The following is a 15105-nucleotide window of genomic DNA, read 5'->3' as shown; positions in this document are numbered from 1 at the left end:
TTAAAAGGATTTATGGGAATTTTTAAATCAGTAAAAATAATTGGTAGAAGAATGCTGGGCAGGGGCGTTAAGCCGGCTGCAGGTTTCTCTGCCGTATCATTGATCCCGTTGCAGGGCCTCACACCTTTGGCACCTGGTGCAGACTATCAGTGGCGGAGTCATAGTGATGACCCGCAATTTTACCTTAATCCCGATAACCACGACCCACTGTCAACGGCTGGTTGGCTGGTGTTGGAATATGTGTTTGCCGCTGATACTGACACAGAGCATCAGGTTTATATGAATCTCGGTGAGGGCTATGAAGAGGACCTGGTGATTACCAAAAAGGTGGCCGCTGGTTACGGGAAGGTCTGTCTGGCATTTTTTTCGCCCGGAGAGGTGCAGGGGTTGAGGCTTGACCCTGCGAATTCCCAGGTCAGTTTTTCCGTAAGCGACGTCATCGTGCGGTGTTTGGATGAATTACCAGTAGACCTGGAGGATGGCGCGCCTTGGCTTTCACATTATTTTCGCCTTCTCAATGGGGGCTCCGGTTTGCGCCTCAGGCCAGTCAATGAAGTCACCAGACGTATTGAAGGAGCGTATCACTGGCTTTCTGAAGGGCTGGATCCTTATTTTCTGGTATTAGACCAGGACAAACCTCTGGATCTCTCTCCGGGCTGGTACGATGCTCGCCTGCACATGGATTTTCCCGGCAGCAGGCACAGAGCCAAGGTCTATTTCAAATCCGGAGGCGGGTTTTCAGAGGCAGATAGCATCACCTTGATGGTCAACCGGGATGAAGTTTGCCGTCGGCTTGTTTATCTCCCTCGCGGTGCGGAATTGGTCCGCCTGGACCCCAAGGAGAAGCCGGGGCTTTTTCGGATAGATGGCGTTTCCTTCACGCCCGTCGATCACGATGACGCGATTACGGAATGCTTGGGGCATCTGGTGCAGCCGGGCTTTCAATACGATGGGCTGTCGCCTGACGAAACTCAGGCGCAAATTGGATCAGATGCTGCAGAGCTTGAGCTTGGTTTTGAGGAGTTGGTGCATTCGCGATATCAGGAAAGTTTTGCGGAGCCTCCCGGAGCACTTGAGTATGAGGACTGGATTCAGGCTGTTGAACAGCCAGCGATGCCCGATCGCGGCCAAGTGGCCGAACGGATCAGCGGTTTGTCGCAGACGCATGTCATTTCCATCGTGGTGCCGGTTTATAACCCTGAGCCAGCGTGGCTGCGTGATTGCATAGAGTCTGTCTTGGTCCAGTCTTATCCCCATTGGGAGCTTTGTCTGGCAGATGACGCATCTCCTTCAGAGCAGGTGCGGGGTGTTTTGGCAGAATACCAGGCCCTTAATGAGCGGATTAAAGTGGTTTTCCGGGAGCGCAATGGCCATATTTCTGAAGCATCTAACAGTGCTCTTGAAATCGTTACGGGCAGTTATGTAGCGCTTCTGGATCATGACGACTCACTGTCGCCTCATGCGCTTTTGTTGATGGCAGAGGCAATTGATAGTCAGCCCAATGCTGTTGTCTTTTTCAGTGATGAGGACAAAATTGATGAGAAAGGCGCTCGGTCTGACCCTCATTTCAAAAGCGCATGGAATCCTGATCTTTTTTTTGCTCAAAACTACGTTTCCCATCTCAGCGTTTATAAAACGGAGCTTCTGAAAAAAGTTGGTGGCTTCCGAGTCGGAGTAGAGGGTAGTCAAGATCAGGATCTTTTACTCAGGTGTTTGCCTTTCGTCGAACCTGAACAGATTGTGCACATACCGCATGTACTGTATCACTGGCGAGCTATTGAGGGCTCTACGGCACGGGATTCCGGACAGAAAAGTTACACAACAGAGGCGGGCCTAAAGGCGCTTCATGATTATTTTGCAGCGAACGGACCTGACGGTACTGAAGTAGAGCAAGGGCTGGTGCCAAATACCTATCGTGTAAAATGGCCGATCGCAAAGCCAAACCCGCTGGTTAGTCTGCTGATTCCAACCCGTGATCGCAGAGCGTTGGTGGAGGTTGCTGTCCGAAGCATCCTAAAAAAAACGACTTATGCTGATTATGAAATCCTGATTCTCGATAATGGTAGTGTTGAACCCTCGACTCTTGAATTTTTTGATAAAATTCAAGATGAAGACAAACGCGTTCGAGTTGAAAGATACGATTACCCGTTCAATTATTCTGCGATCAACAACTTTGGTGTGGCCAAGAGTAATGGAAGCATCGTGGGGCTGGTTAACAATGATATCGAGGTGATCAGTCCCGATTGGTTAACGGAGATGGTGCGTCACTCATCACGTACAGATGTTGGTTGTGTTGGTGCCAAGCTCTACTACGACAACGGGCAGATTCAGCATGCCGGAGTAATCCTGGGGTTGGGCGGGGTTGCTGGCCATTCTCACAAGTATTTTGATAGAGACAGCTTCGGTTACTTCCATCGATTAATCCTCCCTCAGAACCTTTCCGCAGTGACTGCTGCTTGCCTGTTGGTCAGGAAAGAAGTCTATAAAGAAGTGGGAGGGCTAGATGAAACTAATCTTACTGTTGCGTTCAATGATGTCGATTTTTGCCTGAGAGTAGGCGAGGCAGGTTATAGAAATCTGTGGACACCCTATGCGGAACTTTACCATCATGAGTCGATCAGCCGTGGTGCGGAAGATTCTCCCGAGAAATTGAAGCGCTTCGGGAGTGAGATTGGCTATATGCGCTCTCGCTGGGGTCACCTGCTTGATGCAGACCCTTACTATAGCCAGAACCTGACTAAAGACCGTGAAGATTTCTCAATTGGGCGTTAAATGAAATATCTTTTTGTGCATATTGCAAAGACTGCTGGTAGCTCAGTAAACAAGTTTTTTGAGGAAAGGTTGGGGCGCTCTCGCTGCCTTTTTCACTTGGAAAGTCAGCCATTGTGGGATAATGATGAGTCGAGGCCGGAGCTTGTCGCCGGAAAAAATTATCTTGCGGGACACAGGACGCTTTCTGAATTCGGGCAAAAGCTCAATCTGACAGAGTATTTTAAATTCACTTTTTTTCGTCAACCTGAAAGCCATATTGTCTCCCATCTCGCATGGATTAGAAGACTGGCGATGCCTGGTGAAGAAAAAAGGTTCTCTGAACATCCGGAATACATCCGGGTTCTCGCCCTTAAGCTACGTGCGCTAGATTTCAGTGACTCGTCGGACGTTGCCGGTTTTGTCCGGGACCTGACACAACAGGAGTGGAATCTTCTGGATAATACGCAGGTACGATACTTGCGTGCTGGTGGCGGCGCCGTGGATGCGGAGGATCTGACGTCAGCGAAGAAGGCACTTGAGGGTTTGGATTTTTTTGGTTTTGTCGAGTCGTTTGACAGGGACTTGCCAGAGTTGGCTTTGGCTGCTGGCTTGGAGACGCCGGAGATGGTGCCTGCAGAGAATTCTCGTAATGACGCAGATTCTTCCCTTTCTGAAAATAACGAAGGCCTGATAGATGCGTTGATGCCTCTTATTGGGTTTGACAAGTTGTTGTATCAAGAAGCAAAGTCAGTCAGAGAGCGTCGCTTTGGCGTTGTCCATGGCAGAATAGATGTCTGTGACCGCTGCCGGGTTTCTGGCTGGGGCCGGAGAGAGAATTCAGCGGATCCGGTATTTCTTGATATTTTCGTTAACGGTCAGCATTACACAACGATAAAGGCGAATAGGCCAAGAGCTGATTTGATGGATAACTTTGGCTTGGATTGCGCCTTTAGTTGCGATCTATCAAGCTTTCCTGAAGTTCCGTCAGTTGTGGAAGTTCGCCCAGTAGGTTCGGTTTCAAATATTCGTAATTCGCCCTTTTATCTGTAAGGAATTTGAATGAAGTGTGTTATCCATGTAGGTATGCATAAGACGGGGTCAACGTCCATACAGGGGGCTATTTCGCAATTAGATAGCCCTGATTTTCAGTATTTGACTTTGGATAATCCGAATCATTCTGTAGCCCTTCGGACTCTCTTTGGCGAAGAGCCTTTAGGTCATCCGAGACTGAGGTTCAGGGGTTATGACAAACCGTCTGATGTGGATAGCTATCGCATTAAATGGCTAGCTCATTTCGAGGAGCAGATAAAGCACGCAGACCGAACGCTTGTTATTTCCGGCGAGGACCTTTCGTTGGAGGGAAATAGTAAAATTCTTAAAAACCTGAAGGCGGCCCTTTCGGTCAGATTTGACGAGTTTCAAGTAATTGCCTATGTGAGAAGGCCCGTCAGTTATACCGAGAGCGCTTTTCAGGAAGTAATAAAAAATGGAGGTGCTTTCTTCCGGCCAGAGCTCCATTTTCCAAAATATAAGCAGCGATTTGAGTCTTTGGAGGATATCTTTGGTCCAGCTGCTGTGACGTATGTCCTTTTTGATCGTAATGTTTTGTCTGGGCAGGATGTGGTATCTGATTTCTATCATCGCGTTGGTATAAGTCAGGCACCTAAAGAAGTAATTGACGACAATCAATCGCTCAATCTTGCAGCCCTCTCGGTGATATACAAGAACAGAAAGATAAATTCGGCAAAGGGTGCTTTAACGGGAGTAGCGAACAGTAAGCTGGTTTTAGCAGCGCGCCATCTGGAAGGCCCCAGGTTTCACTTCGGCGACAACATAGTGGCTCCTTTACTGGAAGCCTATCGGGGTGAAATTGAGTGGATGGAACAGCGGCTTGGAGTTAGTTTGCACGAAAGTATTGCGCCTGAGGGCGCATGTGAGAGTGAACAGGATTTGTTCAAATGGGCTGAGTCACAAGTGGAGCCGTTAAGAAATGCCTATTTGAAAGTGTCTGAAGACAAGTCCCTGGAGCCTGCGGCATTTAGCCTCCTCGCAAGTGCTCGATCGCTTCCCAGCAAAGATGGTTCCAATGATACGTCCGTGTTTACTGATGCCTTTACAGCTGAATGCAGAAAAGCCGGTCTGCCATCCCACGTGGCGCTGCGCGAGACGGCATTGGCATTTAATAGGCTGGGATTTTCTCAGCTCGCCTCGCATATAATTGATCAGGCACTATCGATGAATCCCCAGGGTGAAGCGTTAAAGAAGGTAAAAAAGATTATTGCTCAGTAGCACCCATGAAGCAAAGTCTTTACAGAGAGTGGGGAACGACTGATAAATGCGAAGCACGAATTTTGGAAACCAATAATAATCATTAATAATTAATACAAGGAACCGGGTATGGCCTACGTTGAGCAAACTGGAATTGCTTTCTTGAAGTTGGTGGATAACGTTTACACCATAGAGGCTGATGACGGTGATGTGCCTCTGATGCGCGCTGATGGCGCGACACCCTTTGAGGATAGCGTAGCTTACAGCTTTTCTCATGTAGAACCAGCGTCTGACGGCGGCTACGTGACGGTGATGAATTTCCCGGATGGCACGGTGAGCCTGCGCTGGTTCAATGAGGCGGGCACGCTGGTGAACTGGACCGGTCGGTCGTCAGGCGATAGCTACCTGGCGCAAGAGGCGGAACTGAATCTGGACATCAATGGTGATGGTCAGATTGAGGCAGCGGAAATACCTGAAGTGGTGGTTGAAAGCGCCGGCAATGCCACGTTGAAGCTGGTGGACAATGTGTACACGGTTTCCACACCCAGCGGGGATGTGGCTCTGACGCGCCCGAACGGTGGTGCTCCGTTCTCAGCGGATGCGGGTTATGAGTTTACTCATGTGGAACCGGCGTCAGAAGGCGGCTACGTTGCGGTGATGAATTTCCCGGACGGCACGGTGAGCCTGCGCTGGTTCAATGAGACCGGCACGTTGGTGAACTGGACCGGTCGGTCGTCAGGCGACAGCTACCTGGCGCAAGAGGCGGAACTGAATCTGGACATCAATGGTGATGGTCAGATTGAGGCAGCGGAAATACCTAAAGTGGTGGTTGAAAGCGCCGGCAATGCCACGTTGAAGCTGGTGGACAATGTGTACACGGTTTCCACACCCAGCGGGGATGTGGCTCTGACGCGCCCGAACGGTGGTGCTCCGTTCTCAGCGGATGCGGGTTATGAGTTTACTCATGTGGAACCGGCGTCAGAAGGCGGCTACGTTGCGGTGATGAATTTCCCGGACGGCACGGTGAGCCTGCGCTGGTTCAATGAGACCGGCACGCTGGTGAACTGGACCGGTCGGTCGTCAGGCGACAGCTACCTGGCGCAAGAGGCGGCTCTGAATCTGGACATCAATGGTGATGGTCAGATTGAGGCAGCGGAAATACCTGAAGTGGTGGTTGAAAGCGCCGGCAATGCCACGTTGAAGCTGGTGGGCAATGTGTACACGGTTTCCACACCCAGCGGGGATGTGGCTCTGGCGCGCCCGAACGGTGGTGCTCCGTTCTCAGCGGATGCGGGTTATGAGTTTACTCATGTGGAACCGGCGTCAGAAGGCGGCTACGTTGCGGTGATGAATTTCCCGGACGGCACGGTGAGCCTGCGCTGGTTCAATGAGACCGGCACGTTGGTGAACTGGACCGGTCGGTCGTCAAGCGACAGCTACCTGGCGCAAGAGGCGGCTCTGAATCTGGACATCAATGGTGATGGTCAGATTGAGGCAGCGGAAATACCTGAAGTGGTGGTTGAAAGCGCCGGCAATGCCACGTTGAAGCTGGTGGACAATGTGTACACGGTTTCCACACCCAGCGGGGATGTGGCTCTGGCGCGCCCGAACGGTGGTGCTCCGTTCTCAGCGGATGCGGGTTATGAGTTTACTCATGTGGAACCGGCGTCAGAAGGCGGCTACGTGGCGGTGATGAATTTCCCGGACGGCACGGTGAGCCTGCGCTGGTTCAATGAGACCGGCACGTTGGTGAACTGGACCGGTCGGTCGTCTGGCGACAGCTACCTGGATCGCGAAGCGGATCTGAATCTGGACATCAATGGTGATGGCCAGATTGAGGCAGCGGAAATACCTGAGGTGGTGGTTGAAAGCGCCGGCAATGCCACGTTGAAGCTGGTGGACAATGTGTACACGGTCTCCACACCCAGCGGGGATGTGGCTCTGGCGCGCCCGAACGGTGGTGCTCCGTTCTCAGCGGATGCGGGTTATGAGTTTACTCACGTGGAACCAGCGTCTGACGGCGGCTACGTGGCGGTGATGAATTTCCCGGATGGCACGGTGAGCCTGCGCTGGTTCAATGAGACCGGCACGTTGGTGAACTGGACCGGTCGGTCGTCTGGCGACAGCTACCTGGATCGCGAAGCGGATCTGAATCTGGACATCAATGGTGATGGCCAGATTGAGGCAGCGGAAATACCTGAGGTGGTGGTTGAAAGCGCCGGCAATGCCACGTTGAAGCTGGTGGACAATGTGTACACGGTCTCCACACCCAGCGGGGATGTGGCTCTGGCGCGCCCGAACGGTGGTGCTCCGTTCTCAGCGGATGCGGGTTATGAGTTTACTCACGTGGAACCAGCGTCTGACGGCGGCTACGTGGCGGTGATGAATTTCCCGGATGGCACGGTGAGCCTGCGCTGGTTCAATGAGACCGGCACGTTGGTGAACTGGACCGGTCGGTCGTCTGGCGACAGCTACCTGGATCGCGAAGCGGATCTGAATCTGGACATCAATGGTGATGGCCAAGTCGAGGTGCCCAACGTAATCAACACGATCGAATCGGAAGGCTCTGCCATCCTGAAAACCGTTAACGGTGAATACCAGGTGGAAGTGGCAGGAACTACGGTTGCTCTGACTGATGGCGGCCAGCCGTTGGCAGATAACTCGGGATATACGCTGACCCACGCTGAACCTAAAGATGAAGGTTTTGTGGCGGTCAAGCAGTTGACGAACGGCAACATTGCTCTGATGTATTTCAGTGCGGCTGGAGTGTTGGCCAGCGAGACCGCAGAGGGCGCTGCGGCCAGTTTTGTAGAACAGGAACTGGCTATCGGCATCGACCTAAACGGCGATGGCATCCTGTCCGAACCCGTTGTAGACCCACAACCCGGCGAGATTATCGATACACTCGGCAATGCGAGCCTTCAGCTCACTAATGACGGTTACGTATTGGTTGTAGGCAATTCGGTAACGCCAATACTTGATGAAAATGGCCAGCAACTGCGTTCTTCTGGGAGCTTCACTCTTGAGCGTTTTGCAGATACCGGCGCGAGTGATGAATATGTAATTGTTGGCGAACAGCCATCTGACAACGAATACGAATACGAATTCTTCATTCTGGATGTTGATGGCAACCTGGTAGAGCACAAAGGCCCTATGCCCGAATTGGCGGCTCAGGCTTATGAGCTGGATCTTCAGATCGAGTTTACGGGCGACGGTATTATCGGTCGTGGCCCGGGTGCGCTCGGCGGTGTTACAACGGAATTGTCCGGCGACTGGGCTAATGAGGGTGCCATTCGCGGGGATGGCCAGGGCAATGACATTATCATAAATAACCTGCTTCCCGAAGGCACCACGCTGGACTCCTGGGTCGATATCCACGGTGGGGCTGGTGACGATATTCTTGTTGGCGGCAATGGTGAGAACTTTTTCTTCGGTGGCGAGGGAGATGACGTATTCTACGCCGGTGATCGAGCGCTCAATGGCGAAAACCCTGGCGACCAAGAGGCTGTTTATGTATTTGATGGTCGTGGGTCTCAGGAGTCTCCTTGGGCAGGTGTGAGCCCGTCAGACGGCATTTTGTATGTGGAGGATGACCAAGGTTCGCTGATGCGAATCTTCATGGATGGCGAAAACGGCTGGGTAAAGGATCTGACTACGGGTGTTGGCGGATACGGCAAAGATACTCTGATTGGCGTTCAGTCGGTTTACATCCAGACGGATGGCGGGCAAATCGAAATCGGTTTTGACGCAGATACTGGCGAGTATGTATTCCAGACACAAGACCAGCAGTATGTTGAGGTTGAGACTAACGAATGGGGAATGAACGGCGAGATTGGCGGCACCAATAATGCTGAAACAATCGATGTGAGTGATCATCCGGCGTTTTCGGAGTTTGGTGACAATGACTGGATCGATATCCAAGGCTACGGAGGGGATGACGTTCTTGTAGGCCATACTGGAAGTAACTGGATTGAGGGTGGCAAAGGGAACGACGAAATTCATGGTAACTTTGGTTACGACACAGCAGCTTATGAATTGGCCGACCTGAGTGATTATTCGATTTCGCTGGATTACCGCGATAATAATGACGGCACTTTGACGGTCACCAAAAACGGGATCGATGTGCTGCTGATTCAGCTCAAGCCCGATAATACGGGCACTGTTACGGATCTTCGGCCGGGGCCGGAAAATCTGGGTACAGATACCCTTACCGGCATCCAGGCGATTGAAGTTGAAGGCATGGTTGATGAGCTCAAAATTGAGATAACGGATGAGGGCTATAAGGTGTCTGGTACCCGTTACCCTGATATCAGCACTGATCCCTGGAACGGTTATCTGGAAGGTACTCAGTTTAGTGATGAGCTAATTGTGGGCGCTGATAACGGATTTGATCCGGCGGTGTTTGATCAGTCTTCTTATGTTTCGCTTATCGGTGGTGGTGGTGATGATATTCTCACCGGCCATGTTGGAAGTAACTGGTTTGAAGGTGGCGCCGGAGACGATCAGATCGATGGTGGTGCTGGCGCAGGATGGGATACGGCCAATTACAGCTCACTTGATGAGACCGCATTCTACCCATTCTGGGATTCCGAGGAAGGCGTCGATTTCTGGTATCGGGAGGAGAATAACGGCTCCATCACGGTGTTTGTGAATGGCCAGGATCTGTACAGCGTGAATCTTTCGGGAGAAGGCTGGGTAGAGGATCTGTGGGCTGTTGATGGCGATACGGGTTACGACACGGTTGAGAATATCAACGGAGTTCGAATTGAGACAGCCGTTGGCACGATTAATATCAACTATCAGGAAGGTTTTGGCTATAACATTGACGGTGGATATCGCAATGTTCCTTATGCCGAGAGTTGGGGTGGTTCCGAAGGCAGTGGCAATATTTTCGGCAGCGGTGGTGGCGAAGTTCTCAATGCAGCTAACTTTGTTGAGGTCGACTCTTCCAATGTTAATGCCTTTATTCGCTTCGAGGGCCGTGGCGGGAACGATCAACTGATTGGCGGCGCCAGTTATGATACAGCGTCTTATTTCAGCGACTATGAGATCTGGGAAAGCCTCTTCGGTGAAGATGACGAGTTTGGTTATAACCCTGTAAACATCGCTGAGTTTGACTTCCGCGATAATGGGGATGGCACCATTACTGTTTATGCCAACGGCCAGGATTTGTATCACGTTGCGCTGGACGCGCAGGGCAATGGCTTCGTCGAGGATCTTTGGGCTGCGGATAACGATTCGGGCCGGGACACACTCACTGGAATTGATTCGGTTGAGATCTCGATACCCAATGGGTCTACGATGAATATCACTGTGTTGCCGAGTGGGGAATATCAGGTCAGCGGATTTATTGCTGACCGTCCTTACGCGGAAGGTTATGGCGATGGCAGTGGCTTTATTTATGGCAGCACTGAGGATGACGTACTAAACGCCGCAGATTTCACTGAGGTGGATGCATCCAACGAGTTTGCGACCATTGATTTCCAAGCGAACGAGGGCGATGACGTTATGACTGGTCATGCCGGTAGTAACAGCTTCTCCACTGGCTATAACGACGGCAATGACACCATGAACGGTGGTGCCGGCTACGACAGCGTTTACTACTCGAATTATGATGACAGCGCGTATGAACAGTTTACTAGCGTTGGCCGCTGGAGTGCCGGGGTTCGTGATAACGGCGGCGACAACTACACTCTTTATGTAAATGATGTAGATTTGTTCAGCGTTGTTTTTGATGCGAATTACAACGCCACTGTGACCGACCTTTGGTTGGAAGATGGTTACACTGGAGTGGATCAGTTAAACGATATTGAACATATCTGGTTCGATGGGCCGGTTAGTTACGCTTCCTTCAATATTGATCCGGGTGTTAGCGTATCCTCCTACGCTGATGATCGTCAGCCCGACGTGATTGTTAATGAGGACGGCACGGCAAGTATTATTGGTACTGGGAACAGGGACTACATTGTTGTAAATGATTATGCGGAGTTGGATCTCAGTCCCGCCAGTACCGTCACCATTGAAGGTGGTTACGGCGATGATGTAATCATTGGCCACGATGGAGCCAATATTCTGGTTGGTGGGGATGGCAATGATTTTCTTGATGGCGCCGGTGGTGATGATACGGCGGTATACAACTCCCAGTACTACGGCGGTTCGGATGGTGCGCCAGAGATTTCAGTGCTTGTTGACGGTTCCAATGTAACGATCGGTACCAGCAGCTTGGGTGACCTGTACCAGATCAATCTGGATTCCCAGTATGCGCGCGATGCAGTTGGAGATACTCCTCAGGAAGCTTCCGTTGCACTTACAGTCGGAAATGGCGTGCGCTCTGCATTCGAGTCTCAAGAGGATGTGGACATGTACGCGGTGGCTGTTGAGGCCGGGCAAACTTACGTTATTCGTGGCCGGGGTGACTACACCGACGGGCAGGGGAGTGATCCGCGGATATTAGACGTTTCCGATGAGTTTGGCGATCATACAGGTGAACGGGTCACTAATTATGATGAAAACGTGGGGTTCGTTCAGTTCACTTCAAACAGCACAGGAACTGTGTATGTAAGCGTCGAAAGCGGTTATGGGCCGGAATTTGGCAACTACACCTTGGAAGTGTTGCCGCAAGCTTTAGACGCCGCTGCGGAAATCGTTGAAGTACCGTCTGACTACATCAGTGCAGTGGCTGTTGAAGATGTTGGTTTCGATAACTACTTTGAAGGGTTTGATTATGTTGCTAATACAGAGCACTTTGAATTCAATATCGACAACGGATCGGGCGACGCAGCAGTTGTTACCATCGATCAGACTGATATCGGCTACGATATTCTGGTAAACGGTGTTAAACAGGATGATGTGTTAGCCGCTTAATCCCTTCGCAACCTCTGAGTTGTTTTTACAGCGACCCTGGCTAAAAGGCCAGGGTCGCTTTTTCGTGTATTTCAGCTGGTATTTTATGCAAGACAAAACCCAAGTAAGCCTGATCAGGGAGATATTTTCCCTGTGCAAGCGTTCGTTCTGGCTGGTGGTGTTGTTCAGCTTCTGCATTAATTTGCTGATGATTGTGCCAGCTATTTACATGCTGCAGATTTACGATCGGGTTATTACCAGTGGCAGTTACAACACTCTGTTGGTGCTGACACTGATAATGGCCTTTCTGATGATGTCTATGGGTGGCCTGGAGTGGGTACGTTCCAGGGTGTTGATTGCGCTTGGTGGGCGCATTGATGGTTTGTTTGCTACCCGTTTATTTGATGCGGGTTTTGTAAATAAGCTTCGTGCGGCGCCGAACAGTGGTTCGCAAGGCTTGCAGGATCTGTTCGGGCTGAAGAATTTTGTAACCGGCAATGGCCTGTTCGCCTTTTTGGATGCTCCGTGGCTGCCCGTATATCTGGCCATTATGTTTGCGTTTCACCCGCTCTATGGCTGGACGGGAGTGGGTGCTGCTGTTGTGTTGCTGGTGCTGGCATTTGTCAACGAGTATTTGACCAATCCCTTGCTGCAGGAGGCAAGCAAAAAATCCGTTGGCGTTAACCAGCTGCTGACTCGGAATTTTCAGAACGCAGAGGCCGTTCATGCCATGGGCATGCTGGGTAATGTGCGCGGAAAGTGGCAGCCTCTTCATCAGGAAGTTCAGGCGCTGCAGACGAACGCGAGTGTTCGTTCGGCTGGCTTGACCAATGCCTCGCGCAATATCCGGATGCTTGTGCAATCGCTCATTCTGGGCCTTGGTGCGTACCTGGTGCTGGAACAGGAGATTTCCCCGGGCGTTATGATTGCCGGTTCAATTTTGCTGGGCCGTGCGTTAGCGCCTATTGATCAGCTGATTGGTGCGTGGCGCGGATTTAGTGCGGCACGCAGCCAATACCAACGCATTACTGAATTGCTTGGTGAGGTGCCGAAAGAGCCACCCCGGATGAATTTACCAGAACCCCAGGGTAACCTGGCGTTTGAGCAGGTATTTGTGGTTCCTCCGGGCGCGCAGGAGCCGGTTCTGAAAAACCTAAGTTTTAAAATTGCTGCTGGTGAAGTGGTTGCGGTTATTGGCCCGAGTGCTTCCGGTAAATCCAGCCTGGCGCGGGCTGCGTTAGGTATTTGGCCTGCGGCCAAAGGTTGTGTGCGGCTGGACGGCGCAGACATTGTTCAATGGGACAGGGAGCAGTTGGGGCCGTTTATCGGCTATGTACCTCAGGATGTCGAACTGTTCGACGGTACTGTGAAGGATAATATTGCCCGGTTTGGTGATGTGGATTCTGAGGCGGTGGTAGAGGCCGCCCGGTTGGCTGGTGTGCACGATCTGATTCTGCGTTTGCCCTCTGGTTATGACACGGTTATTGGCCAGAGTGGGGGGGTACTCTCCGGTGGCCAGCGTCAACGAATCGCTCTTGCGCGAGCTTTGTACAAATATCCGAAGTTGGTGGTGCTGGATGAGCCCAACTCCAACCTGGACGATGCCGGTGAACGTGATCTGGCCCGGGCAATGTCGGAGCTTAAGCGCCGGAATATTACCGTGCTGGTGATTACGCATCGGATGTCGGTTGTTGGCGTTGTAGACAAGATAATGGTGTTGACGGACGGCCAGATGAGGGATTTTGATGATCGCGCCAAGGTTCTTGAGGCAATGAACCAGGCTTCGAAGCCCTCGCCGGTTCCCGTAAGAAAAGTCATCCGGAAGTCATCACAGGGGCCAACGCAATGAAGGGGTTGCAGTCACTGAGCGATTTTTCTGGCTCTTCCGCGCAGAAGGACGGTACTTCAGACGGGCGAGTTCTGGCGGTTGGGGTTTCCATTGTCGTCCTGGTGTTTCTGGTGTTTGGTATCTGGTCAGCTGTCGCGCCCCTGGACAGCGCGGCTCTCGCTCAGGGTGTGGTAAAGGTAAAGGGCAATCGAAAGCAGGTTCAGCATTATGAGGGTGGTATTGTTGACAGAATCCTGATTCAGGAAGGCCAGGAGGTTTCTCAAGGTGATTTGCTGATGCGACTTGATGATACTCAGGCGAGGGCTGAGAGTCAGATTCTGACGAGTCAGCTGCTGACGGCTAAAGTGGAAAGCGCTCGTTTTTTGGCCGAGTTAACCGGAGCAGAAGAACCTGAATTTCCTGAGATTCCTGAGCAGGACGGTAGGGGCGCCGAGGCGCGCAAGGCTTCCTATGAACATTTCCTCGCTCGGCGGGTTGCTCGTTTGGGAGAGGCGGAAGTGTTACAGCAGCAGACTGAACAGTTGAAATTGCAGGCCGGTGGCTTGAAAGAGCTCATTGGGGCGAAAAACCGCCTGGTGACGTCGTTCGATGAGGAAATTGCGCAATACGATGCTTTGTACGCCCGCGGACTGTCTAATAACCTTCGCATTCGTGAGTTGCAGAGGCAGCGGGATGAGTACCTTGGCGAGATCGCGGAGCATCAGTCCGAAATTGCCAGTACGAATGTCAGGGTAACCGAGGCTGGTTTGAAGATAATTCAGATTGAACGAAATGCCAAAACCGAGGCGGCTAATGAGTTGTCACGGATTAAGTCCGAAATTTACGATTTGGAAGAGCGGCTGTATGTTGTCGAAGATCGCATTCGCAAGGCGAGTATTCGCGCGCCGGTGGAAGGCATGGTGATGGGGCTTTCTGTGTACACCGTTGGTGGCGTTATTCGGCCGGGTGATGTGTTGATGGAACTGGTTCCCAAAGACGCCGATCTGGTTATTGAAGCACGGATTTCTCCCTCGGACATTGATTCCGTAGCTGTGGGCATGATTGCAGACCTTCGCTTTCCTGGGTTTAATACGGCCAGCACGCCCATTGTTCAAGGGCAGCTTGTAGATTTGTCTGCCGACAGTTTTGTGAATGAAGAGGATGGTTCCGCCTATTATATTGGTAAACTGTTGGCGGAGACGGAATCTCTGGAGCGCCAACTGGGCAGATTTAGTCTGGTGCCTGGAATGCCGGTGGAAGTGGTGATTAAGACGGGCTCCCGCACGCTGTTTGAGTATCTGGCGAAACCCGCACTGAATGTTCTGGATACGTCGCTACTGGAGCACTAAGGCTCTGCCAAGGCGCTCACTTTCTATTTAGCAGGTTTGATGACTCGTTTACTGTCAAGCCTTTAA

Annotated in this window: 6 protein-coding genes; all 6 read left to right on the top strand. The window is 51.6% G+C overall.

Features of this window, described 5'->3' with window-relative positions:
• Positions 1–12 precede the first annotated feature (12 nt).
• The 6 genes from ATI45_RS06410 to ATI45_RS06385 all read left to right on the top strand — a co-directional run bounded on the left by ATI45_RS06410 (position 13) and on the right by ATI45_RS06385 (position 15039).
• On the top strand, positions 13–2772 hold the full coding sequence (locus ATI45_RS06410) for a glycosyltransferase family 2 protein (RefSeq protein ID WP_218926121.1): 2760 nt from the start codon (positions 13–15) through the stop codon (positions 2770–2772).
• Positions 2773–3801 (top strand): sulfotransferase family 2 domain-containing protein, encoded by a 1029-nt coding sequence (locus tag ATI45_RS06405; RefSeq protein WP_098418756.1) that lies wholly within the window; start codon positions 2773–2775, stop codon positions 3799–3801.
• A gap of 9 nt (positions 3802–3810) precedes the next feature.
• Complete coding sequence (locus tag ATI45_RS06400) at positions 3811–5040, top strand: hypothetical protein (RefSeq protein ID WP_098418755.1); 1230 nt, start codon at positions 3811–3813, stop codon at positions 5038–5040.
• A 108-nt stretch (positions 5041–5148) separates the two neighbouring features.
• On the top strand, positions 5149–11883 hold the full coding sequence (locus ATI45_RS06395) for a calcium-binding protein (RefSeq protein WP_098418754.1): 6735 nt from the start codon (positions 5149–5151) through the stop codon (positions 11881–11883).
• A gap of 85 nt (positions 11884–11968) precedes the next feature.
• The gene (locus tag ATI45_RS06390; RefSeq protein WP_098421670.1) at positions 11969–13711 is read left to right on the top strand and encodes a type I secretion system permease/ATPase; all 1743 of its coding nucleotides are present in this window, start codon (positions 11969–11971) and stop codon (positions 13709–13711) included.
• Positions 13708–15039 carry an HlyD family type I secretion periplasmic adaptor subunit gene (locus tag ATI45_RS06385; RefSeq protein ID WP_098418753.1) on the top strand — a complete coding sequence of 444 codons (1332 nt, stop codon included), beginning with the start codon at positions 13708–13710 and terminating at the stop codon, positions 15037–15039. Before ATI45_RS06390 ends, ATI45_RS06385 begins: the two co-directional genes overlap by 4 nt.
• Positions 15040–15105: the final 66 nt, after the last annotated feature.

Origin of the sequence: Marinobacter sp. LV10MA510-1 (assembly GCF_002563885.1) — a bacterium.
GTDB lineage: Bacteria > Pseudomonadota > Gammaproteobacteria > Pseudomonadales > Oleiphilaceae > Marinobacter.
This window is presented reverse-complemented; position numbering and strand designations above follow the sequence as displayed.